The organism is Rhodanobacter sp. L36, from assembly GCF_009765755.1.
Lineage (GTDB): Bacteria > Pseudomonadota > Gammaproteobacteria > Xanthomonadales > Rhodanobacteraceae > Rhodanobacter.
In genome coordinates, this window is sequence record NZ_LMUV01000011.1 from 708,836 (window position 1) to 729,640 (window position 20,805).

A 20,805-nucleotide genomic window follows, 5' to 3' on the forward strand; every position below is an offset into this window, starting at 1 on the left:
CTGACGTGGCGAATACTGAAGTCACCTTCGCCAGGAGAAATCCAATGACGATCCATGATCGCAAAGACGTAAAGCATCATTCGCAAAAATCGGCCGATCAGGGCGAGACCAGTGGCCAGCGTGCGAAGCGCAAGAAGAAGGCCAGTGACAATCTCGATGAGGCATTGAAGGAAACTTTCCCCACCAGTGATCCGGTATCGCCCTTCGTGCCGGCCAAGGTGCCGAAAGACGATTGATGCCGCATCGCGCCGACCACGTCGACAACACCACGATCCAGAAGCAGTTGCTGAGTCTGCTGGCGGAGCGCAAGCCGGAGTCGTCGATTTGTCCATCGGACGTTGCACGTGCGCTGTTTCCCGATGACGAGCCTGCATGGCGGGCGTTGATGCCGAAGATTCGTTCGATAGCGGTAGCCCTTGCGCGTGAAGACCGGATCGAGATCACCCGTGGAGGTCGGCGACTGCATCTGGATTCGATCAAAGGTGGACCAATTCGGCTTCACCGCGGCGCGGCTTTTCAGAATTGATCCAGGCCGCGCTGTCGCAAATCGGCGTCCGATTCTTCGGCTCGGGCAGGTGATCTCATGTATTGCTGTATTTTCACCTTAAAAGGTGAAAATATATCGGCATGAGCCTGCAGCTGACCTCCCGCCAATCCAACATCCTCGACTTCATCCGTACCCGCCTCGAGCACGGCGGCTCTGCTCCGACGCTCGATGAAATCGGCCAGGCAATGGGCCTGCCCAATGTCAGCGCCGTACTCAAGCATGTGCGTTCGCTGGAGGCCAAGGGTCGGCTGGTGATCGAACCGAATCGATCGCGCGGCATCCGGCTGGTGACCGCGCCCGATCCCATCGATGCAGACACCATGGATCTGCCACTGGTCGGGCGTATCGCCGCTGGCGAACCGCTGTTTTCAGAGTCGCGCGTCGAACGCACGGTGCGTGTGTCGCGTGGGCTGTTCCGGCTGAAGCCGGACTATCTCGTGCGGGTCATCGGCGACTCGATGCGCGATGAAGGCATCCTCGATCAGGATCTCGTGGGCGTGCACGCGACGCCGGTGGCGCGCCACGGCGAAGTCGTTGCGGCACGCGTCGGTGGCAACCAGTTCACCATCAAGCGGCTGCACTGGATAGGCGATGTGATCAGGCTGTTGCCGAACAGCGCGGGTCATCGGCCGATCGATCCTGACCCGACCGAGGACTTCGCCATCGAAGGCCTGTTCGCTGGTTTGCTGAGGGGCTGCTGATGGGCGCTGTGATTGCCCTGTCGAGCATGCTCGATGCACGTCAGATATGGCGTGGTCGCGCCATGCCGGTGCCGGCCGGTGATCAGCCGACCGGTTGGGCAGCGCTCGATGCCGCATTGCCAGCCGGTGGCTGGCCAGATGCTGCGCTGTCGGAAATCCTGTTGCCGGCGGATGGTGTTGGCGAGTTGCGCCTGCTGCTGCCCACGCTGGCGCGCCTAAGCCATGCCGCTCGTTCCGTGATGGTGGTGACGCCGCCGTACTCGCCGTGTGTGGCGGGTTGGCAGCAACACGGCGTGGACATGCGCAAGGTGGATATCGTCGCTGCGAAACAGGCCGATGTGTTGTGGGCGACCGAGCAATGCCTGCGTTCGGGCAGTTGCGCTGCGGTGCTGGCATGGCCACGGCAGGCCGACGATCGCGCATTGCGTCGGCTGCAGGTGGCGGCCGATACGGGACGTGCGCTGGCTTTTGTGTTTCGCGATCGACGGCATCTTTCCAGCGCGTCGCCAGCAGCCTTGCGGCTGGAAATCGAAACTTCGCCAAGCGCCCGCGTGTGGGTGCGCAAGTGTCGCGGTGGCGTGGAGCCGCCGCAGCCGTTCCCGCTCGCTCGTTCATTGCATTGATGGCGGCCGATCATGTTGTGGGCTTGCGTATTGCTGCCACATCTCGCGCTGGATGGTGTCCTTCGCCGTCGCGCGGATGAAGGTCCTCTGGTCTTGGTGGATGGCGCCGTCAACGCGCGCGTCATCGTTGCGGCGAATGCGTCGGCACGCGACGCCGGGCTGCGGGTCGGCCAGCGACTGATCGCTGCGCACGCCTTGCTCGCGCAATTCGATGCGTTGCCTTACGACGCCTGCGCCGTCGATCGCTGGCAACGCTTTCTGGCGGCGGTGGCATATCGCTACAGCTCCGAAGTGAGCCTGCTGCCGCACGCGATCGTGCTCGAAGTCAGTCGTAGCCTTGCCCTGTTCGGACCGTGGCCACAATTCGAAACGATGCTGCGCGAGGATATCGGTGCGCTCGGTTTCCATCATCGCATCGCACTCGCACCGACGCCGCATGCGGCTTATGTGCTGGCGGGCATGCGCGATGGTTTGGCCGTCCATTCGCCGGATCACCTGCATCAGGCATTGCAGCCTGTGCCAATGCGCAAAAGCCGACTGCCGGCTGCATCCGTCGATGCATTGTCGGGCATGGGCATACGCACGCTCGGGCAATTGCTGAAACTGCCGCGCGATGGATTGCGTCGACGATTCGGCAGCGAGTTGCTGGCTGCTATCGATCGATTACTGGGCGACTCGCCATCGGGACTCGACAACTATCGCCCACCCGATGTTTTCGACCTGCATGTCGAACTCATGCACGAAGTGGAGAATATCGCCGCGCTGGTTTTTCCGCTGCGCCGCATGACCGGCGACCTTGGCGCGTACCTGGCGGGCAGAGACGGCGGTGTGCAGCGATTCCTGTTGAAGCTCGAACATCGCGAAGGCAGAACGACCGAGGTGCAGGTCGGGTTGCTGGCGTCCGAGCGCGATGCCGGCATGCTTTTCGAAGTGGCGCGCGGACGACTGGAACAGATGCAACTGCCCGAACCCGTGCTGGCGCTGCGAATGATCGCGCGCGATCTGCCGAGTTTTGTGCCGACCGGCCGCGATCTGTTCGACGAACGTCCGGCCAACGCCTTGCCGATCACACAACTACGCGAGCGGTTGCGCGCAAGGCTGGGCGATCGCGCCGTGTATCGACTGGGCAGCACCACCGATCCGCGTCCCGAACACGCACAGGGTGTTGCCGAATCAAGCGCTGGTTATGACGAACCGCATCCGCGTCCGACCTGGCTGCTGGATCGCCCCATGCTGTTGCGCGGTGCACCGCCGCGCATCATCGCCGGGCCCGAGCGACTGGAAACAGGCTGGTGGGATGGCGCCGAGGCGCGCCGCGATTACTACGTGATCGAAACGTCGCTCGGGCAATATGCGTGGGCTTTCTGTCAGCCGGGCGAGCAGACCGGCTGGATGCTGCAGGGCTGGTTTGCATGACTGATTACGCCGAACTGCATTGCCTGTCTGATTTCTCCTTCGGCCGTGGCGCATCGAACGCACGCGAGCTGTTCGAACGCGCCAAGGCATGCGGTTACAGCGCGCTGGCGATCACCGACGAGTGCTCGCTGGCTGGCATCGTGCGCGCGTATCAGGCGTCTCAGGACATCGGATTGCATCTGATCGTCGGCGCGGAATTCCAGCTCAACGATGGTCCGAAGCTGGTGCTGTTATGCGAGAACAAGCAGGGCTATACCGAGCTGTGTCGACTGATTACTTGTGGACGTCGAGCGTCGGAGAAAGGAACGTATCGACTCACCTGCAAAGACCTGCAAAGCGGAATGCCGGGCACGCTCGCTTTGTGGATTCCCGAGGTACAACCGAACATCGCGCACGGCCGCTGGATGCGCACCACGTTCGATAATCGCGCGTGGCTCTCAGTGGAACTGCATCGCGGGCCGGACGATGCCACACGACTGCGAGAGTTGCAGGAACTGGGGCGGGCACTGGATTTGCCGCTCGTTGCGAGCGGCGACGTGCACATGCACGTGCGTCGTCGACTGGCGCTGCAACACACGCTCACTGCAATACGGCATCGCGTGCCGATCGCCGAAGCGGGCGCGTTGATCTTCCGCAACGGCGAACGGCATCTGCGTCGACGCGATGTACTGGTCGATCTGTATCCCGACGCCTTGTTGCAGGAAAGTGTGCACATCGCCGAGCGCTGTATGTTCCACATGAGCGCATTGAAATACGACTATCCGACAGAGCTCGTGCCGGAAGGTTATTCGTCGACGAGTTGGTTACGCCAGCTTGCCGAAGAAGGCATCCGCTGGCGCTGGCCGGATGGCGTCAGCGACAAGGTGCGCAAGTTGATCGATGACGAGCTGGCGTTGATCGCATTGAAGAAATACGAACCCTTCTTTCTCACCGTGCGCGACATTGTCCATTTTGCACGCGACGAAGGCATCCTCTGTCAGGGACGAGGCTCGGCCGCCAATTCCGCCGTGTGTTTTGCGCTCGGCGTGACCGAGGTGGACCCGGAGGTCAACAACCTGCTGGTCGCGCGCTTCATCAGTGAAGACCGCGACGAGCCACCGGACATCGACGTTGATTTCGAGCACGAACGACGCGAAGAAGTCATCCAGTACATCTACAAAAAGTACGGACGCGAACGCGCCGCCCTGGCGGCTACGGTCATCTGCTATCGCGGAAGGAGCGCCGTACGCGACGTGGCAAAGGCGCTGGGTTTGCCGCTGGATCAGGCCGATCAACTCAGCGATGTCTTCGCGCGCGGCTGGGGCGACAGCACATGCGAACAGCGATTGCGCGAACAGGGTTTCGATCCGGACAGCCCGATCATTCGCCGCGTGCTGAAACTTACATTTGAATTGCTTGGCATGCCGCGGCATTTGTCACAGCACGTCGGCGGCTTCGTGATTTCCAATACGTCGCTGAGCGAAATGGTGCCTGTCGAAAACGCGGCGATGCCGGATCGCACGGTGATCCAGTGGGAGAAGGACGACCTGGATTACATGCGCATGCTGAAAGTCGATTGTCTCGCGCTCGGCATGCTGACCTGTCTGCGCAAATGCTTCAGCTTGTTGAAGAACGAACACGGCGTGGACAAGACGATCGCGTCGATCGCGAAAAATCATGCCGGTGACAAGGATACGTACGCGATGATCCGGCGCGCCGATACCGTCGGCGTGTTCCAGATCGAAAGCCGCGCGCAGATGGCGATGTTGCCGCGGCATCGGCCCACGAATTTCTACGACCTGGTGATCCAGGTGGCGATCGTGCGGCCCGGGCCGATCCAGGGCGACATGGTGCATCCGTATCTGCGGCGTCGAAACGGCGAGGAAGAGGTCGACTATCCGTCGCCGGAATCCAGGGAGGTGCTGGAGCGCACGCTTGGCGTGCCGTTGTTCCAGGAACAGGTGATGAAACTGGCGATGGTGGCTGCGGGTTTTTCCGCCGATGAAGCCGACAAGTTACGTCGCTCGATGGCTGCATGGAAACGTCACGGCGGACTGGAGCCGCATCGCGAAAAGCTGATGCAGGGCATGCTGGATAGAAATTACACGGCGGAATTCGCCGCGCGCATCTTCGAGCAGATCAAGGGTTTTGGTTCCTACGGTTTTCCCGAATCGCACGCGGCCAGTTTTGCGAATCTTGTTTTCGCATCGTGCTGGTTGAAACGTCATTACCCTGCGGCTTTCGCCTGCGCGTTGCTCAATTCGCAACCGATGGGTTTCTATGGCCCGAGCCAGATCGTGCAGGATGTGCAACGTCATCGCATCGCAGTCCGCCCGGTGGACGTGCGTTTCAGCGACTGGGATTGCACGTTGGAAAACGATGCGCGTGGACACGCCGATGCACGCGCGATCCGTTTGGGCTTGCGCATGGTGCGGGGATTTCCGGAAGCGGCAGCGCTTCGCCTGGCTGCTGCGCGCAAGCTAAAAACTTTCATCGACATCGCCGATCTTTGTGCACGTGCCGATCTGGATCGCCGCCAACAGGATCTGCTCGCCGACGCGGCGGCGCTGCGCGGGCTGGCCGGCCATCGTCATCACGCGCGTTGGGCAGTCGCTGGTGTCGAGGCACAATGGCCGTTGTTCGGCATCGAAAGCCCGGCCGAGCAGGCGGTGATTTTGCCACTACCTACGCAGGCGGAAGACACGCTCGCCGACTATGCACGCGTGGGTGTCAGCCTTGGGCCGCATCCGCTGAAACAGATTCGCGCCCGCCTCAATGCGGCCCATTGCCTTGACGGAAAAATGCTGCGCACGCAGCCGCATAACAGTCGCGTGCGCGTGGCCGGACTGGTGACTTCACGACAGCGACCACAAACCGCCAGCGGCATCATTTTTCTGACGCTGGAAGACGAACATGGCTTGATCAATGTTGTGGTGTGGCGACACGTGGCCGATGCGCAACGTCGTCCGTTGTTGCAAGCGCGTCTGCTGGCGGTGGAAGGGCAGTGGGAACACGTGGACGGCGTCAGTCACCTGATCGCCCATCGATTGAAAGACCTCACGCCTCTGCTCGGTGCGCTGGATGCACGGTCGCGTGATTTCCATTGAGTTGAATTGTTACCTACGAGGGTCCAAGGTCGGCGAGGGCGTCAGCGACCTTGCTCAGGTCCTCCACCAGCTCGGCGAAGGCTTCGTGCCTGCGTTCTTCCTTCGGCATGCGCAGCACGGCCGACGGATGCCAAGTGGCCAGACCGCGAACATCATCGCCTAGCTGTTGCCATCGGCCGCGTTCTTTAGTGATTCGGAAAGCGTTGCCGAACATCGTCTGTGCCGCCATGGCACCAAGACCAATGATGATTCGGGGATGGACGCGCAACAATTCCGCCGCCAACCACTGGCGACATGCTGCCTGCTCGGATGCATTGGCTCGCTTATGCAGTCGTGCCTTGCCACGCGTCTCGTACTTGAAATGCTTCACGGTGTTGGTCAGATATATCTGAGCGCGATCGAGGCCCGCTTCTTCCATTGCGCGGTCGAGCAATTGTCCTGCGGGACCTACGAAAGGTTTGCCTGCGATGTCTTCATGATTGCCCGGCTGTTCGCCGATCATCACGATGGATGCGTGCTGCGGTCCTTCACCAAATACAGTTTGCGTCGCATGACGCCAGAGCGGGCAATCCCGACACGCCTTGGATTTGCGCCGTAACGTATCGAGATTGCCAGATGGAATGTCGCTGCCCGTTTGGCCAGCGGCACAGTTTCCGCTATACCAGTTTGGGCAGAATTCACGTTGTGTGCGCGATTCCTAAATCACGCCCAGAAGCAGCAACACAATCACGATGACGATGACCAGTCCGAGCCCACCAACCGGACGGTAACCCCACGAGCGACTGTACGGCCATGCCGGAATGGCGCCGATCAGCAGCAGGATGAGCACGATGATCAACAGGGTTGAAATAGTCATGATTTTTTCCTCGTGATGGTGGCTTGAGCAGCTGCGGTATGCGCAATAGCAATTGCACCTTCGCAAGTACCTCGTCGACGAATCGTCAAGCTGACGGTCCATCACCCAATATCACGACAGGCTCACGATGCAGCGACGTGTTCTGCATGCCGGAAATATCAGCCTGTGCTTTTCATCCCAAGGAGAAAAGCATGACCGCACCAACCAACGGCGCAAACACAAAATCAGGAACGAGCGATCAGTCGTCTCGACTCAGCGGACGAAGCATTGCCATCCTCGCTACCGATGGTTTCGAGCAATCCGAACTCACCGAACCGAAACGACTGCTTGAGGAAGCCGGTGCCGAAGTCAGCGTCATCGCTCCTGGTGGTGCTTCGAAAATCAAGGGTTGGGACAAGAAGGATTGGGGAAAATCCGTTGATGTCGATGTCGCACTCGCCGATGCGGACGAGGCGGACTATGACGCGCTGGTACTTCCGGGTGGCGTGATGAATCCGGACAAGCTCCGGCTGGAATCCGCAGCTGTGGAGCTGATCAAGGCCTTTGGCGAATCAGGTAAACCCATCGCTGCCATTTGCCATGGTCCTTGGACATTGATCGATGCACAGCTGGTCGAAGGACGCACGATGACGTCGTGGCCATCGCTGCGCGCGGACCTGGAAAATGCCGGTGCGACGTGGGAAGACCGCGAAGTGGTTCACGATGGACAGCTGATTACCAGCCGCAAGCCCGATGATATTCCCGCTTTCGCGAGAACGCTTATCGATCAATTGGCCGTCTGATTGCTAATGGTCGATACGGATCGCGCTGTTTGCACGATCCGTTTTCTTGAATCGATCAGGAAGGCGAAGGGTAGGGATGACTTCTCAGCAAGGCAGCAAGGTGCACAGCGTTGCACGCCATTGTCTTGATGGTACTGGCGAGCTTTGGCGGGGTCTTCTTCAAGTCCACGTAGTTGGTGCTGCCCATCGCCTCACCAACCCAGTACGCCGAACTGCCACCCGGTATCGTGAACCCAAGGTCGGCGAGGCCTTGATAGAGTTCGGCGGTGATGTGGTGAGCCCCGTCTTCGTTGCCGACGATGCCGACGATAGCCACGCGTCCGAACGTGGGATAGCGGCCGTCGTCATCGATCTCATCGAGAAATGCATCCATCCGTTCAAGCACACGCTGCGCCATGCTGGATGATTGCCCCATCCAGATCGGCGTGGTGAAAACCAGAATGTTGGCGTCGAGTATCTTCTGGCGTATGGGCGGCCATTCATCGCCTTCGCCTTCATCGGCCTTGACGCCCGGTTTCACGTTGTAGTCGGCGATGCGCTCGGAGGAGGTTTCAACACCGTAGCCCGCCAATGCATGCAGAATCTGATCCAGCAATTTTTGTGTCGATGATGTTTCCGAGCCAGATTTGAGCGTGCAATTCAGACCGAAGGCGGAAAGCGACGCCCCATTCTTCTTTGAATCCGTCATGTTCATTTCCATGGCTGAGCGAGAGAGCAGAGCGTAGGCGGCGCTGCGTCGCTCGGGGATGAAGGGACGGTCGTGTCGGCGTCGACGGATTCATTCACGCGGAACACCGGCCTGCTGGAACACTTTGAGTAATCTTCAAGTCGAGCATTGTCGTGGACGAACAAGCTGATTACCCCAGACGCGCAGAACGCGGACGGACTTACGTTTACGTTCTGCCATGCCGCGACCAGGATCTGCTCAAGATCGGATTTTCACGCGATCCGCTCCACCGTTTTCGGACACTGCATTCTCGTTTCCATGAGTTCTTCGATCTCGACCGTGGTCTTTTGATTGAAACGGATCGCCTACGCGATGCACGACGCATCGAACGAATGTTCATCGAGACATTTGTTGACTATCGAGCACTCGCACCGCTGGTCGTGCCGCGATCCGCGGCAGGGCATACGGAGTGGTATCGCGGCATCGATCCACTGGTGAATGCTGTTGCAAGAGAAGTAAGTCTCGCGGAGGGATTCGCGCTTCACGCCCCCCTTCGTCCCTGGCTGAGAGGTCAACTGGATGCATGGAGCGATCAACTCTACCAATGGGCATCGCGCATGCTGGAAGTGGTGGAGTATGAGCACTTCAACTTCGCGGTGACCAAAACGGAACGAAACCTACGGAGCATGCTGGGTATGTACAGCGCGCTTGGCGTGGACGTTCAGGCGAAAGTCTCCGCTCAAGTATTCGAGTGGTATGAAAACCCGGGATTCTTCGGTTCCGCTAGTTAGCGAGCAAACTTTCTGCCCTTGGTTTTTGCGTGTCGTGTGCGTGCGGTCAAGGATGATCGTTATTTCTTTCTTCGCATTCGTCGTGTCCGCACTGACAAAGACCTTGCATGTCGGACAACGGTGACTCCACGCGTTTCCGGCAGTGTTCGCTGCAGTAAGCATCGCCGGGTTTGACGTGGCATGCGCAGTGCGGGTGCGCGCATCGTTGGGCGGTCGACTCGATTTTCATCGTTAGTCCCTGAGCGTTGCATCAAAACGTTATGTACTAGCGACGTTATGTACTCGCGCGACCTTCAAAGCGACGTGATGCCATGGAACGAACGACTTGAAGTTCAGCTTTCAAACACGTCTGGTTGACGAAAGTAGTTTCAGTCTTCGATGACGCCACTTTTTTTTCATGCGAGGCCTTCATATGAGCACGGTTACTTACAACGACGAATCGTTCGATTTCAGTGAAATAAAAGATCGGATGGATGGAGATCTTTCCAGCGAGCTGCAAGCCAATACGTACGCATCGGATCAGGATTTTTTCGATGCTTACGTCGCAGCGCACGCAGAGAAGTTTGGTCAGAGATTCGTGGTGGGGTGAAAGGGTCCTGAGGCTTGCGTAAGGATGTCGAGTGTGACGGCACGACCTGTCTGACGATGGCGCCAGCTTCTTAATACATTGCAATTATTGCCTGAGGTTCCTTCAGACTCATTCCCGCACACGATATGTAGGCTTTGGCCGACATATCGCCGCATTCGCCCATGGCACATTTCAGCCTGGGATACGGGGGATCTGCGGCTTGATCCGGATTGCACCCCATCCTTCTTGCTCGCTGGATGGGGACGTCATGGTAACTATCGAACTCAAGGCTTCCACGAAAGGTAGTTGGAGCGTTTGCCGGTCGCATGTGGCGCTATTCAGCGACATGAAACTGGCTCCGGCGATCAAGCTGGCCCGGGAGATGGCACGCGATGAGCATCTGCGATCGGGTCGCCAGATTTGCGTCGAAATGCCCGGTCCGCAATCCACCATCATCCTTGGGCGATACGGGGATTTTTTAAGTCAGGCCGTCAGCAGGAAGTTGGCGGCCTGACGCGTCAATTGAGATGACAAGACCACAGGATGTGGTTCAGGGGTACGTTCCGGTGTCAGCGGCCACTCGATCCTGAGAGCTGCGTAAAGCATTAGCCGACATGTTGTAATGCATTGCACGACGCCCTATTTTCGTGCAGCCCAACCAAGGAGGGCGTGATAGTGATCAGTGTAATTTTGGTTGATGACCACGAGCTGGTGCGGACCGGCTTCCGGATGATTTTGCAACAGCAGCCGGATATAGAGGTCGTTGGCGAAGCGGATAGCGCCGAAGAAGGGCTTCGGCTGATTCGCTCACTGGCGCCGGATATCGCACTGGTCGACGTCCACATGCCAGGCATGAGCGGAATCGAGCTGACCGAACGAATCGGTCGTTCCAAGATGTCGACGCGCATCATCATCGTGACGGTGGTTGACGATGCGCGTTTTCCGAAACGTCTCCTCGATGCCGGCGCGCTCGGGTATTTGACAAAAGGCTGCAGCGCAAACGAACTGGTCTTGGCGGTCAAGCAGGTTGCCACTGGCCGCCGCTATCTCGCTCCGGCCGTGGCGCAGCAACTCGCCCTTGCCACGCTCGATGGTCACAGTTCACCCTTCGACGTTCTTTCCAGTCGCGAACTCGAAGTGGCGATGATGCTGGTTCGCGGAAAACCTCTTACGGCGATCGGAGAGCAGCTCAGTCTGAGCCCCAAGACTGTATCGACCTACAAACAGCGCCTGATGGAAAAACTGCACGTCGACCATGTCCTGAGCCTGGCACACCTCATGACTGTGCACGGGTTGCTTGATAGTCCCAATCATCACGTCGGAACACCGTCGTTGTAAGCATGCTTTTCGCAACTGATAAAAAAAGGCCGAACACAAGTTCGGCCTTTTTGTTGCGGACGTTATTCAGTTCAACCCTTCGATTCTTCGTCGTTATCGTCGGAAGCCTGGACGGGGCGGTTTTCAATCGAACTCGTCGACAGGGAACTCACCGGGGGCAATGTCAGTAAATCACCCTGTCGTGGTTCGGGTGTTACAGCACGTTGGGTTTCCGCGTCCGGTGAAGTATCGGCGGCGGCCACGGCAACGTGAGCGTCAGCATCCTTGGCAACCAAGCCCGCTCGTGCCGAAACAGAGGTCAGGTGCGAAACCACAGGCTGCTCTGCCGAGGCTGCTTGTGCCGAAACCGTGGTGAAAGATGCCGAAGCAGTAGACGGTGCAGGCTCGTCTTCAGACTTGTCGATCTGGCTAGGAGTCGCGATAACGTCACCGGCGGGCTTTGTCAGATAGCCGTCTGTATTCGCGGAAGCTAATGACGTGCTCAGATCTACATGCACCGAATCCGTTGCCTCATTGGAGACTGCCGATGCCTTTACGTGATCAGCGAGCGGCGGCAGAGTAGGGAGGTTAAAGGAGGCCGGGACTTGCGGCGGTGCAGGCGCTACCTCTTCCTTGACCAATGTCGCATCGGCGCGAATCTCCGTAGACTTTTCGACCAAAGCAGCCGCGGGGGGTTCTCCGTTCTCTGCTGCTGACTTCCGGTCCTCGTTAACGGGCTTGCTGTTCGAGCCCCCGTCGTTCTGAACTGTATTGGCGATGACAACCGCCGTAGCGGCCGCGATTTCCCTGGCAGCATGGGCCACCGTTTCAACCTTTGCCGGTTCGTCGCGCGGAGGAGCCTTGATATCGGAATTCGCAGGTGCTTCGTCGCGATCCTCATCATCGAGGGCTTCCGCTTGAACAGCCTCGCTCCCCGAAACATTCGGGGCTGTGTCCTCATGGCGGCGACGGCGGCGTCCACCGCGGCGTCCGCGACGACGGCGCGAACCGGCGCCATCAGCTTCCGTCTCGGTTGTATTCCCGACATTGTCCAAAGCACTGGTATCGACAGTCGGCGCAAGCAATGCCGCGTCCTTGGCGATTTCTTCCGAGGAAACTGGAGCAGGGCGAGCAGCCGCTATATCGCGCTGCGGTCGGTCCGCTTTGGGCTGCTGATTAAGCTGCGGATTTGGTTTGCGCTCCGCACGCTCGGTTTTGGGAGCAGCTTCCGTTACTGGCTTGGGTTGACGCTCCGCGCGCGCGATGTTCTGAGCGGGTGCCGGCTGACGACCCTGGGGCTCGTTGTTGCGCGAACGGTGACCTTTTTGATTCGGCGGTGCGCCCGTCCGATTCGAAGGCTGGCTTCCGTCACGACGTGGCGGACGCGCGGAAGTATTCGACGTATTCGAGCCGGCGCCACGGTTCGGACGTTCGTCGCGCCGCTGGTTGCGATCGGCGTCATTGGTGTTGGCATTGGCTTTCGAGGCCGGAGTTGCCTGATCACCGCGGAACCAGCCCAGCAGTCGGGAGATAACCCCGGTGGAAGGCGCGGGCGTAGCGGCAACAGGCGAACGGCGAGCCGACGGACGTGCAACGGGCGCGACAGGTGTTGCGGACTCTTCACGTATGGGTGCAGGGCTCGACGGAACGATGCCGCTTACGGCAGGCTGCTCGCCGCTGCCAAGCGCTTGGCCCATTTTGGGCAGTTCAGCCGTTTCCACGGTGGTCAGGCGTTCGTAACTCGGCTTGCTGTGTTCGCCCATGTCCGCTTCGCGGATACGCTGAATCTCGATGTGCGGGGTTTCAAGCTTCTCGTCGGCGACGATCATCACATGCACTTTGTGGCGCAGTTCGATCTCGACCACACTGGCGCGTTTTTCATTGAGCAGGAAGTTCACGACACTGCTAGGCGCCTGCACCAACACCTGACCGGTGTTGTCCTTCATGGCGTGCTCTTCGATCAAGCGCAACGTCGATAGCGAGAGTGACTCGACGCCGCGAATGTGCCCGTGTCCTTCGCAGCGAGGGCATGTGATCTGGCTCGCTTCTCCCAGGCTGGGGCGCAGACGCTGGCGCGACATTTCGAGCAACCCGAAACGCGAGATGCGCCCGATCTGTACGCGGGCGCGATCTTGCTTGAGCGCTTCTTTCAGTTTTTCCTCGACTTCGCGCTGATGCTTGGGGCTGTCCATGTCGATGAAATCGATCACGATCAGGCCGCCAGCATCGCGGATACGCGCCTGACGGGCGATTTCCACCGCTGCTTCGCAATTGGTGTTGAACGCGGTTTCCTCGATGTCGCTGCCCTTGGTGGCCTTCGAGGAGTTGATGTCGATCGCAGTCAGCGCTTCGGTCTGGTCGATGACGATCGAGCCGCCGGAGGGCAGGCGGACCTGGCGGTCGAACGCGCTCTCGATCTGGGTCTCGATCTGGTAGCGCGTGAACAGCGGAGTGTCGTCCTTGTACAGCTTCAATTTGCGCAACGCGTTGGGCATCACCTGCTGCATGAAATCGCGCGCATCGTTGTAGAGCGATTCCTCGTCAACCAGGATTTCGCCGATATCGCTGCGCAGGTAGTCGCGCAGGGCGCGGATGAAAAGTTTCGATTCCTGATAGATCAGAAAAGGTGCTTTCTGCGAAGTTGCGGCCGCGGAGATCGATTTCCACAGCTGCAGCAGATAGTCGAGATCCCATTGCAGCTCTTCAGCGTCGCGGCCGAGGCCGGCTGTACGCACGATCAAGCCGACATCGTCGGGCACGGTCACATGGTCCAAAGCTTCCTTCAGCGCCTGCCGATCTTCACCCTCGATGCGACGCGAGACACCCCCGGCTTTCGGGTTGTTCGGCATCAACACCATGTAGCGGCCGGCCAGACTGATGAACGTGGTCAGGGCAGCGCCTTTGTTGCCGCGTTCCTCTTTTTCCACCTGGACCACGACTTCCTGACCTTCCTTGATCAGTTCGCGGATGGTCGCCTTGTGGGGATCCAGGCCGGTGGTGAAGTAGTCGCGGGAAATTTCCTTCAGCGGAAGGAAACCATGACGCTCGGCGCCGTACTCGACGAAACAAGCTTCGAGTGAAGCTTCAACTCGAGTGATTCGACCTTTGTAAATATTGGATTTTTTCTGTTCCCGTGAAGGAATTTCGATGTCCAGGTCGTAAAGGTTCTGACCATCGACAATAGCCACACGCAACTCTTCACGCTGAGTCGCGTTGATCAACATACGTTTCATGGTGGTAATCCTCGGCTTGTCGCGCGTCGCGCGCCGCGGTGGCGCCGGTTTTGGCGGCCTGCCGTGGATCGCGCCGCTGCGGTTAAGCGGCAAAAATGACGGCACCGTTACCGGTGTCGGGGATGATTCGGTCAACAACGCCTGTAGTTCCGATACCCACATGGCATCGGACAACAACAGCCTGAACCGTTACGATGAAACGGAGCCGCGACCAGCTGCTGACAGCAGATGGAGCAATCCTCGCCGACGTTACGGCAGGGCATCCGGCCCGATCCACACATCGATGGGCAGAATGTAGCGCCCGCCGAGTATCCTATTTCAGCAGGTTTTTTTCAATGCAGACGGCAACTTCCCCCGACGCACCTCAAGGTGTACGTCAAGTCGAGATCGGTCCCGAGCGAGACGGCCAGCGTATCGACAATGCATTGGTCACCATGCTCAAGGGCGTGCCCAAGAGCATGATTTACCGCCTGTTGCGCACCGGGCAGGTGCGAGTGAACGGCAAAAGGGCCAAACCTGATACCCGTCTCACCACCGGCGACATGCTGCGCATTCCACCAGTGCGCGTCGCGGAACGGCCGGACCGGATGGGGCCGGCCACAAGCCAGGTGGCTGAAGTGGCGGAAGCGATTATTTTCGAGGACAAACACTTTCTGGTGATCGACAAGCCATCCGGCGTCGCCAGCCATGGCGGTAGCGGCGTCAGCCACGGCGCCATCGAGTTGATGCGCGCTGCGCGGTCGCAAGACCATCTGGAATTGGTCCACCGACTCGATCGGGACACCAGCGGCGTGCTGGTTTTCGCCAAGACCCGCGTGGGTCTGACAGGTTTGCAGGCTGCCATTCGGGGGAGCGAGGTCACCAAACAGTATCTTTGTCTGATGCTTGGCCACCCGTCCAAAGCCAAATTCGATGTCAACGCACCGCTTCTCAAATCGGTCTTGCAGGGCGGGGAACGGATGGTGCGAGTCGCCGAAAACGGCAAACCGTCGCTCACCTTCTTTCGCGAAATGGAGCAATACCCCAGCGCGCGATTGATGCAGGCTACGCTCGGTACAGGCCGTACGCATCAGATTCGCGTGCACGCAGCGCACATCGGTCATCCCCTGGCGGGGGACCCGAAATACGGCGATCGCGAAATGAACAAGCGTTTTCGCGACATGGGGCTCAATCGGATGTTCCTGCACGCTTCCCACATGAGCTTCGAGCTGGACGGCCGCGCGTACAGCTTTTCCACACCGCTACCGGACGATTTGAAGGACTTTCTCGACGTGTTGTCGGTGAAAGGCAAACGCCTGTTGTGGATGAAGGAAAAATCGCGCACGGATTTCTGATCCCTCGCTCAGCTCGCGAGCAGCGCTTCCACGCGAGCCGCGCAGATGAAGTCATTCAGGGATAGCCCGCCCACATCGTGGGTTGACCATAGCAACTGGCAATGCCCGTATCCCGCCTCGACATCGGGATGGTGATCCTGATGGTTGGCCATGAAGCCGACAGCATTGATGAAGCCAAGAGTTCGGTGAAAATCGGCGAACTTGAAATCCTTGATGATGGCTTTGCCGTCTGCGCTCACCTTCCAGCCAGGCAATTCCGATAGGAGCGATGCAACCTGACTGGCGTCCAGCAGATGTTGGCTACCCTTGCGCGGTTCACAGTGCTCGCTGGCAAGATCGGTCGTGTTCATGGGCAATTCCTTGGATTGAAGGCAAGCAGCAAAGCGTTGGAGTTTTGCGACAAAAAGTCAAAGCGCGCATCCGATTTGAAACAGGACTAAAGTGGTGCTGTTTCCGTTGCCACTTTCGTTGATGACGGTGAATATATTTGGAGCAAGCATGATCGACATTTCGGAACGCGCGCAGCAACACTTCCTGCGACTTCTTTCGCAACAGGGCGGCGACAATCTGAGTATCCGTTTGCGGGTGACTGCAGCCGGCACGCCTGCAGCGAACTGCGAGCTCGAGTTCTGCGAGCCCGCCGACCTTGCCGGCGGTGAATGGACCATCGAATGCGCGGGCTTCTTGTTCCACGTTGATGGCGACAGCGCGCGATGGCTCGACCAAGCCACCATCGACTTCGAACCCAACGCGACCGGTGGCCAGCTCAATATTCGCGCACCGAAGATCAAAGGCGAAGTGCCGGGCACGGAAGCAGGGCTGATCGAACGTGTGCGATATGTACTCGATGCCGAAGTGAATCCCAAGCTGGCGTCGCACGGAGGACGTGTAACCTTGCTGGAAGTCGACGCGGATGGCGCAGTGCTTCTGCAGTTCGGTGGCGGATGCCATGGTTGCGGCATGGTCGATGTGACACTCAAGCAAGGCGTGGAGAAGACTCTGCGCGAGCTTGTTCCGGAAATTACCGCTGTTCGGGACGCTACCGATCATGCCGGTGGCGAGCAGCCGTACTACAGCAAGGCCAATGGAAAATCAGCTATTGCTTGATAGCTTCTGAAAAGACAAAGCCCGCATGAGCGGGCCTTGTTTCAACACTTGGCGGCATCGACAGGCGGGGTTTACTTGTCGCCTTCGACATGGCCGCTCAAGGTGTCGAGCTTGGTCGGAAGCGTCGAAAAATACGCGGCGACATCCTCGATGTCCTGATCCGACAAAGTGGCCACCATGCCTTTCATGATCGGGTTATTACGCTGGCCATCCTTGTATTCGTGCATCACCTGCTGCAGGTAGATGTTGTACTGACCGGCCAGTCGCGGGTACTGCGGATCGACGGCATTGCCATCTGTTCCATGGCAGGCAAAGCACGTGGCGGACTTCTTCTTGCCGCTCTCGGCATTGCCGCTGGCCAGCAACTGGGTGGAAGCGAACGCCAGCAGAGTGCCGAGCGAAATCAGGGTAAGCGCACGATTCATGCGAAGAGATCCTTGGCTACTACTTGGCGAGGCTGGAAAGGTAGGCGGCGACATTCTGAATGTCCGTTTCGGACAGGCTCTGCGCCTGTGCACCCATGGTGGGATGCGCACGCTCACCACTCTGATAGCCGTGCAACGCGTTGATGATGTACTGCTCGTTCTGCCCGGCAATCTTGGGTACCGGATACTGCGGATAGGCGTTGCTGTAGCCCGGTACGCCATGGCAGCCCGCGCAGGTATAAATCAGTTTGCGTCCGGCAGCCTTGTCGCCTTCGGCGTGCGCACTGGCAGTGGCAAGGAGTGCTGCGGCCACGGTCAATGCTAGCAATTGCAGTCGAGTCATCGAATTCATTCCCACGTGCGGCGGGTAGGGGGATACAAGTCCACAAGTATAGTCGTTGCGTTCAAGCGCGAACAACACTGGAACTGTTTGAGGCAAGCCGATGATGGTGGGCGCAACGCATGAACGTCATACTGGCCGCTGTATTCCAGATGGTTCTGCATCATTGCATTGATGATCTGACCTTCAGCCCCATATACTCGCCGGGTCACATCGTTTTCCCCGGGGGGTGTTCTGGCTTCGACGGGGGTAGTGAGATGACTTGGTGCATGCCGAGGGGGCAGCTTTCCTCGTTAATCCAGCAGCAAACTTCTAGTTGCCAACGACGACAACTACGCTCTCGCCGCTTAAGGCGTAAGCCCCGAACCCACTTGTGCTCGTGCTTGTCGGTGTAGGGTCATTATCACGAGATCGCCGAAGACTGCCGCCTGGCGGTACTAGGTCAAATCAATCAGGCTGGTTCCGCGGTGCGCTTTGCACGCCGTGCTTGTCGCGGAACGAGATCGAACGGTGAGCTAAGCATGTAGATCCGGGCGTTGAACGCTCTCGGACGCGGGTTCGACTCCCGCCACCTCCACCAATGCAAAGCCCCTGGTTTCCAGGGGCTTTTTTTATCAGACGCGATTGTGAGAGCGCATGGTGCGCTGTTTTTCAATCTGCCAGTCGCGTTGTTTTTCGGTGTTGCGCTTGTCGTGTTCTTGCTTGCCCTGTGCCAAGCCGACTTCGACTTTGACGTGGCCGTTTTTCCAGTACATCGCTGTAGGCACCAACGTGTAGCCTTTGCGCTCCACGGCACCCACGAGTTGATCTATTTCCTTGCGGTGAAGCAGTAGCTTGCGCGTACGCCGGTCCTCGGCGATGACATGGGTGGATGCGCTGATCAACGGTGGAATCGATGCGCCAACCAGGAATATTTCATCACTCTTGATCGTGGCGTAGCTTTCGCCGAAATTGATCCGGCCGGCGCGCAACGCCTTCAGCTCCCAACCTTGCAGCGCGATGCCGGCTTCGTAACGCTGATCAATGTGATATTCGAAACGCGCGCGTTTGTTCAGCGCAATCGTCCCGCCGCCCTTGTTGTCTTTGTCCTTCGCTTTGGCCATGTCCGCTAAACTCGGGTCCGTTGCCTTATGCCGGCGTGACCGCATATCGGGCCGAACCAAGCGTGATGTGAAGAGGCTGCCGTGATCGAAATCCGTCGCAGCGCACTGGTGAAGTTCTCGCCGGCGCAGATGTTCAATCTGGTCAACGACGTCGAAGCATACCCAAAGCGTTTCCCCTGGTGTGTCGGCGCTGAAATTATCGAGCGTGAAAACAACGCGTTGGTGGCTCGACTGGATCTCAAGTTCGCGGGTTTTCGGCAGAGCTTCACGACACGAAATTCGATGAATCCGCCTAGCCGACTGCAGATGAACCTGGTCGAGGGCCCGTTCCAGAGCCTGGACGGCCTGTGGGAATTCACGGCCTTGGGCGATGTCGGAAGCAAGATCGCTTTCGCACTCGATTTCGAATATGCGGGGCGACTCGGTGGCAGTGCCCTGAAATTGGGTTTTCAGGGATTGGCCAATCGCATGGTCGATGACTTTTGCAAGGAAGCCGAACGAACTTATGGTTGAGCAGATGATCTGCGTCGAGCTAATTTACGCCGAACCGGACAACCAGACCGTGTTGCGTGTCCAGCTGCCCAAATACAGTACCGTGGCGGACGCCATAAGACTTTCGAACATCGCACAACGGTTTGCGCCAGACGGGCCGTTGCGAAGTCAACTCGGCATCTTTGGAAAAAAGGTCAGCCCGGAACGCGTCCTGAAAGACGGCGACCGCGTTGAAATCTATCGGCTGCTTGAATGTGATCCGATGGAGGCACGCCGTCGACGTGCCCGGGATTCATAACTTCCGGTCAATCTGGTTGGCGATCAATGACCGCTCTTGTCATCGCCCGAATTGCTGCCCGAACCGAAGCCGCCATCGTCTTTCTTGTCGTTGGGGTTGGTGCTCTTGTCACCTTCAGTTTCGTTGACGGGATAGCTGGCGTGATACTTCTTGCTGTCCTTGACCAACTGTTGCGCATCCTGTGCGAAGAAGTCGCCTTCGGTACGAACCAGCGTGTCGTTGTTGAACGTGAGCGAGAAGGTGCGGATTTTCATCTCACCGCCGCGACGAGCCATCGTCGAGACGTAATCCCATCGACTCTGATCGAAAGGTGTGGCGACCGAAGGCGTGCCCATCAACACAATGACTTGGCGTTTTGTCATGCCTGGTTTGAGCTGGTCGACGACTTTCTTGTCAAGCAGATTGCCCTGCTGCACGTCGGGTGTGTAGACGATGTGGCAGCCGGCGATTGAAAGCGCCAGCATGGCGAAAACCAGCAGGGTGATCAGCTTTTGCATGCGTGTTGCGTCCAGATCGTAAAGGTGTCGGATGATACACTACCGGCTTGGCAACGCCGTGCGCGAGGTGGCTATGGACCAGGAAACAAACGAGTTGCGCAGGGTCGGCCTCAAGGTCACTCACCCACGCATGCGCATTCTGCAAATCTTCGATGAGGAAGGCGTTCGTCACCTCACCGCAGAAGATGTCTATCGCAAACTTCTGGCCCATCATGAAGACATCGGCTTGGCGACGGTATATCGCGTCCTCACGCAATTCGAGGCCGCAGGCATCATCGTCAAGCACAACTTCGAGGGTGGTCAGGCTGTCTACGAACTTGATCGCGGCAAACACCACGATCACATGATCGATGTGGACAGCGGAAAAGTGATTGAGTTCGTGAGCGAGGAGATCGAGCGCTTGCAGCACGAGATCGCGGCACGGCACGGTTACGTGATCGAGGATCACAGCCTCGTGCTCTATGTGCGTCCGAAACACGGAAACCGAAAACCCTGATCGAAGCCCGCCTCGCCTGGCAGCGACTGTACAGGCATAAAAAAACCGCGAAGTGGACTCCTGTCCGCCCGCGGTTGCTCCCCTATCCGGTGATATCAAATGGCGTGCGAATCGCACTCGCGTCAT

Annotated in this window: 25 protein-coding genes and 1 other RNA gene; 17 read left to right on the plus strand and 9 right to left on the minus strand. The window is 58.6% G+C overall.

The features are described from left to right. The first annotated feature begins 44 nt into the window (after positions 1-44). The 6 genes from GSQ73_RS12880 to GSQ73_RS12905 all read left to right on the plus strand — a co-directional run bounded on the left by GSQ73_RS12880 (position 45) and on the right by GSQ73_RS12905 (position 6,373). Positions 45-236: a hypothetical protein gene (locus GSQ73_RS12880; RefSeq protein ID WP_158884594.1), complete on the plus strand. Its 192-nt coding sequence runs from the start codon at positions 45-47 to the stop codon at positions 234-236. Then, positions 236-526, plus strand: coding sequence for a DUF3253 domain-containing protein (locus GSQ73_RS12885; protein WP_158884596.1), 291 nt, complete (start codon positions 236-238; stop codon positions 524-526). The genes GSQ73_RS12880 and GSQ73_RS12885 overlap by 1 nt, the downstream gene beginning before the upstream one ends. Positions 527-627: 101 nt before the next feature. After that, on the plus strand, positions 628-1,248 hold the full coding sequence (gene lexA, locus GSQ73_RS12890) for a transcriptional repressor LexA (protein ID WP_158884598.1): 621 nt from the start codon (positions 628-630) through the stop codon (positions 1,246-1,248). Next, positions 1,248-1,871, plus strand: a complete 624-nt coding sequence (gene imuA, locus GSQ73_RS12895) for a translesion DNA synthesis-associated protein ImuA (RefSeq protein WP_158884600.1) — start codon at positions 1,248-1,250, stop codon at positions 1,869-1,871. Before lexA ends, imuA begins: the two co-directional genes overlap by 1 nt. Positions 1,872-1,883: 12 nt before the next feature. After that, positions 1,884-3,287, plus strand: coding sequence for a DNA polymerase Y family protein (locus tag GSQ73_RS12900; protein WP_158884602.1), 1,404 nt, complete (start codon positions 1,884-1,886; stop codon positions 3,285-3,287). Beyond that, positions 3,284-6,373 (plus strand): error-prone DNA polymerase, encoded by a 3,090-nt coding sequence (locus GSQ73_RS12905; RefSeq protein WP_158884604.1) that lies wholly within the window; start codon positions 3,284-3,286, stop codon positions 6,371-6,373. Before GSQ73_RS12900 ends, GSQ73_RS12905 begins: the two co-directional genes overlap by 4 nt. Positions 6,374-6,386: 13 nt before the next feature. Here GSQ73_RS12905 and GSQ73_RS12910 read toward each other — a convergent pair whose 3' ends face one another. Together GSQ73_RS12910 and GSQ73_RS12915 are read right to left on the minus strand one after the other, a co-directional pair. Next, a complete protein-coding gene (locus tag GSQ73_RS12910; RefSeq protein ID WP_158886469.1) occupies positions 6,387-6,995 on the minus strand; it encodes a UdgX family uracil-DNA binding protein in 609 nt (202 codons plus the stop codon). A 75-nt stretch (positions 6,996-7,070) separates the two neighbouring features. Further along, on the minus strand, positions 7,071-7,223 hold the full coding sequence (locus tag GSQ73_RS12915; RefSeq protein WP_216844814.1) for a DUF3309 family protein: 153 nt from the start codon (positions 7,221-7,223) through the stop codon (positions 7,071-7,073). 197 nt (positions 7,224-7,420) lie between these two features. On the opposite strand from GSQ73_RS12915, the gene GSQ73_RS12920 reads away from it, so the two are divergent. Next, positions 7,421-8,011, plus strand: coding sequence for a type 1 glutamine amidotransferase domain-containing protein (locus tag GSQ73_RS12920; protein WP_158884608.1), 591 nt, complete (start codon positions 7,421-7,423; stop codon positions 8,009-8,011). A 55-nt stretch (positions 8,012-8,066) separates the two neighbouring features. On the opposite strand, the gene GSQ73_RS12925 is transcribed toward GSQ73_RS12920, so the two are convergent. Then, positions 8,067-8,699 (minus strand): NAD(P)H-dependent oxidoreductase, encoded by a 633-nt coding sequence (locus GSQ73_RS12925; RefSeq protein ID WP_158884610.1) that lies wholly within the window; start codon positions 8,697-8,699, stop codon positions 8,067-8,069. Positions 8,700-8,851: 152 nt separating this feature from the next. On the opposite strand from GSQ73_RS12925, the gene GSQ73_RS12930 reads away from it, so the two are divergent. From GSQ73_RS12930 to GSQ73_RS12945, 4 genes are all read left to right on the plus strand, one after another. Continuing rightward, positions 8,852-9,469 carry a GIY-YIG nuclease family protein gene (locus GSQ73_RS12930; RefSeq protein ID WP_158884612.1) on the plus strand — a complete coding sequence of 206 codons (618 nt, stop codon included), beginning with the start codon at positions 8,852-8,854 and terminating at the stop codon, positions 9,467-9,469. 412 nt (positions 9,470-9,881) lie between these two features. Next, positions 9,882-10,058 carry a hypothetical protein gene (locus GSQ73_RS12935; RefSeq protein ID WP_158884614.1) on the plus strand — a complete coding sequence of 59 codons (177 nt, stop codon included), beginning with the start codon at positions 9,882-9,884 and terminating at the stop codon, positions 10,056-10,058. Between the two features lie 247 nt (positions 10,059-10,305). Further along, on the plus strand, positions 10,306-10,551 hold the full coding sequence (locus GSQ73_RS12940; protein ID WP_158884616.1) for a hypothetical protein: 246 nt from the start codon (positions 10,306-10,308) through the stop codon (positions 10,549-10,551). Positions 10,552-10,712: 161 nt separating this feature from the next. Next, the gene (locus tag GSQ73_RS12945; RefSeq protein ID WP_158884618.1) at positions 10,713-11,375 is read left to right on the plus strand and encodes a response regulator; all 663 of its coding nucleotides are present in this window, start codon (positions 10,713-10,715) and stop codon (positions 11,373-11,375) included. A 71-nt stretch (positions 11,376-11,446) separates the two neighbouring features. On the opposite strand, the gene GSQ73_RS12950 is transcribed toward GSQ73_RS12945, so the two are convergent. Further along, complete coding sequence (locus GSQ73_RS12950) at positions 11,447-14,587, minus strand: Rne/Rng family ribonuclease (protein WP_158884620.1); 3,141 nt, start codon at positions 14,585-14,587, stop codon at positions 11,447-11,449. A gap of 335 nt (positions 14,588-14,922) precedes the next feature. Between GSQ73_RS12950 and GSQ73_RS12955 the strand changes: the two genes are divergently transcribed. Next, positions 14,923-15,921 (plus strand): RluA family pseudouridine synthase, encoded by a 999-nt coding sequence (locus tag GSQ73_RS12955; RefSeq protein ID WP_158884623.1) that lies wholly within the window; start codon positions 14,923-14,925, stop codon positions 15,919-15,921. A gap of 8 nt (positions 15,922-15,929) precedes the next feature. Here GSQ73_RS12955 and GSQ73_RS12960 read toward each other — a convergent pair whose 3' ends face one another. Then, on the minus strand, positions 15,930-16,271 hold the full coding sequence (locus GSQ73_RS12960) for a 4a-hydroxytetrahydrobiopterin dehydratase (protein ID WP_158884625.1): 342 nt from the start codon (positions 16,269-16,271) through the stop codon (positions 15,930-15,932). A gap of 148 nt (positions 16,272-16,419) precedes the next feature. Between GSQ73_RS12960 and GSQ73_RS12965 the strand changes: the two genes are divergently transcribed. Further along, a complete protein-coding gene (locus GSQ73_RS12965; protein ID WP_158884627.1) occupies positions 16,420-17,028 on the plus strand; it encodes an NfuA family Fe-S biogenesis protein in 609 nt (202 codons plus the stop codon). A gap of 71 nt (positions 17,029-17,099) precedes the next feature. Here the strand turns inward: GSQ73_RS12965 and GSQ73_RS12970 are convergent, their stop codons facing one another. Both GSQ73_RS12970 and GSQ73_RS12975 read right to left on the minus strand, forming a co-directional pair. Next, positions 17,100-17,453: a cytochrome c gene (locus GSQ73_RS12970; protein ID WP_158884629.1), complete on the minus strand. Its 354-nt coding sequence runs from the start codon at positions 17,451-17,453 to the stop codon at positions 17,100-17,102. Between the two features lie 19 nt (positions 17,454-17,472). After that, complete coding sequence (locus tag GSQ73_RS12975) at positions 17,473-17,796, minus strand: cytochrome c (protein ID WP_158884631.1); 324 nt, start codon at positions 17,794-17,796, stop codon at positions 17,473-17,475. 222 nt (positions 17,797-18,018) lie between these two features. Between GSQ73_RS12975 and ssrA the strand changes: the two genes are divergently transcribed. After that, positions 18,019-18,373: a transfer-messenger RNA gene (gene ssrA / locus GSQ73_RS12980) on the plus strand. A gap of 34 nt (positions 18,374-18,407) precedes the next feature. On the opposite strand, the gene smpB is transcribed toward ssrA, so the two are convergent. Next, complete coding sequence (gene smpB, locus GSQ73_RS12985) at positions 18,408-18,896, minus strand: SsrA-binding protein SmpB (protein WP_158884633.1); 489 nt, start codon at positions 18,894-18,896, stop codon at positions 18,408-18,410. Positions 18,897-18,977: 81 nt separating this feature from the next. On the opposite strand from smpB, the gene GSQ73_RS12990 reads away from it, so the two are divergent. Next, positions 18,978-19,409: a type II toxin-antitoxin system RatA family toxin gene (locus GSQ73_RS12990; protein WP_158884635.1), complete on the plus strand. Its 432-nt coding sequence runs from the start codon at positions 18,978-18,980 to the stop codon at positions 19,407-19,409. Then, positions 19,402-19,686 carry an RnfH family protein gene (locus GSQ73_RS12995; protein WP_158884637.1) on the plus strand — a complete coding sequence of 95 codons (285 nt, stop codon included), beginning with the start codon at positions 19,402-19,404 and terminating at the stop codon, positions 19,684-19,686. Before GSQ73_RS12990 ends, GSQ73_RS12995 begins: the two co-directional genes overlap by 8 nt. Positions 19,687-19,709: 23 nt before the next feature. Here the strand turns inward: GSQ73_RS12995 and bamE are convergent, their stop codons facing one another. After that, a complete protein-coding gene (gene bamE, locus GSQ73_RS13000; protein WP_158884639.1) occupies positions 19,710-20,183 on the minus strand; it encodes an outer membrane protein assembly factor BamE in 474 nt (157 codons plus the stop codon). Between the two features lie 73 nt (positions 20,184-20,256). Between bamE and fur the strand changes: the two genes are divergently transcribed. Further along, a complete protein-coding gene (fur, locus tag GSQ73_RS13005; RefSeq protein ID WP_158884641.1) occupies positions 20,257-20,679 on the plus strand; it encodes a ferric iron uptake transcriptional regulator in 423 nt (140 codons plus the stop codon). The last annotated feature ends 126 nt before the right edge of the window (positions 20,680-20,805 follow it).

Coding starts and splice junctions, on each gene's coding strand:
- GSQ73_RS12880 (WP_158884594.1), top strand. CDS start 45: ATGACGATCCATGATCGCAAAGACGTAAAGCATCATTCGCAAAAATCG.
- GSQ73_RS12885 (WP_158884596.1), top strand. CDS start 236: ATGCCGCATCGCGCCGACCACGTCGACAACACCACGATCCAGAAGCAG.
- lexA (WP_158884598.1), top strand. CDS start 628: ATGAGCCTGCAGCTGACCTCCCGCCAATCCAACATCCTCGACTTCATC.
- imuA (WP_158884600.1), top strand. CDS start 1,248: ATGGGCGCTGTGATTGCCCTGTCGAGCATGCTCGATGCACGTCAGATA.
- GSQ73_RS12900 (WP_158884602.1), top strand. CDS start 1,884: ATGTTGTGGGCTTGCGTATTGCTGCCACATCTCGCGCTGGATGGTGTC.
- GSQ73_RS12905 (WP_158884604.1), top strand. CDS start 3,284: ATGACTGATTACGCCGAACTGCATTGCCTGTCTGATTTCTCCTTCGGC.
- GSQ73_RS12920 (WP_158884608.1), top strand. CDS start 7,421: ATGACCGCACCAACCAACGGCGCAAACACAAAATCAGGAACGAGCGAT.
- GSQ73_RS12925 (WP_158884610.1), bottom strand. CDS start 8,699: ATGACGGATTCAAAGAAGAATGGGGCGTCGCTTTCCGCCTTCGGTCTG.
- GSQ73_RS12935 (WP_158884614.1), top strand. CDS start 9,882: ATGAGCACGGTTACTTACAACGACGAATCGTTCGATTTCAGTGAAATA.
- GSQ73_RS12940 (WP_158884616.1), top strand. CDS start 10,306: ATGGTAACTATCGAACTCAAGGCTTCCACGAAAGGTAGTTGGAGCGTT.
- GSQ73_RS12950 (WP_158884620.1), bottom strand. CDS start 14,587: ATGAAACGTATGTTGATCAACGCGACTCAGCGTGAAGAGTTGCGTGTG.
- GSQ73_RS12955 (WP_158884623.1), top strand. CDS start 14,923: ATGCAGACGGCAACTTCCCCCGACGCACCTCAAGGTGTACGTCAAGTC.
- GSQ73_RS12960 (WP_158884625.1), bottom strand. CDS start 16,271: ATGAACACGACCGATCTTGCCAGCGAGCACTGTGAACCGCGCAAGGGT.
- GSQ73_RS12965 (WP_158884627.1), top strand. CDS start 16,420: ATGATCGACATTTCGGAACGCGCGCAGCAACACTTCCTGCGACTTCTT.
- GSQ73_RS12970 (WP_158884629.1), bottom strand. CDS start 17,453: ATGAATCGTGCGCTTACCCTGATTTCGCTCGGCACTCTGCTGGCGTTC.
- GSQ73_RS12975 (WP_158884631.1), bottom strand. CDS start 17,796: ATGACTCGACTGCAATTGCTAGCATTGACCGTGGCCGCAGCACTCCTT.
- smpB (WP_158884633.1), bottom strand. CDS start 18,896: ATGGCCAAAGCGAAGGACAAAGACAACAAGGGCGGCGGGACGATTGCG.
- GSQ73_RS12995 (WP_158884637.1), top strand. CDS start 19,402: ATGGTTGAGCAGATGATCTGCGTCGAGCTAATTTACGCCGAACCGGAC.
- bamE (WP_158884639.1), bottom strand. CDS start 20,183: ATGCAAAAGCTGATCACCCTGCTGGTTTTCGCCATGCTGGCGCTTTCA.
- fur (WP_158884641.1), top strand. CDS start 20,257: ATGGACCAGGAAACAAACGAGTTGCGCAGGGTCGGCCTCAAGGTCACT.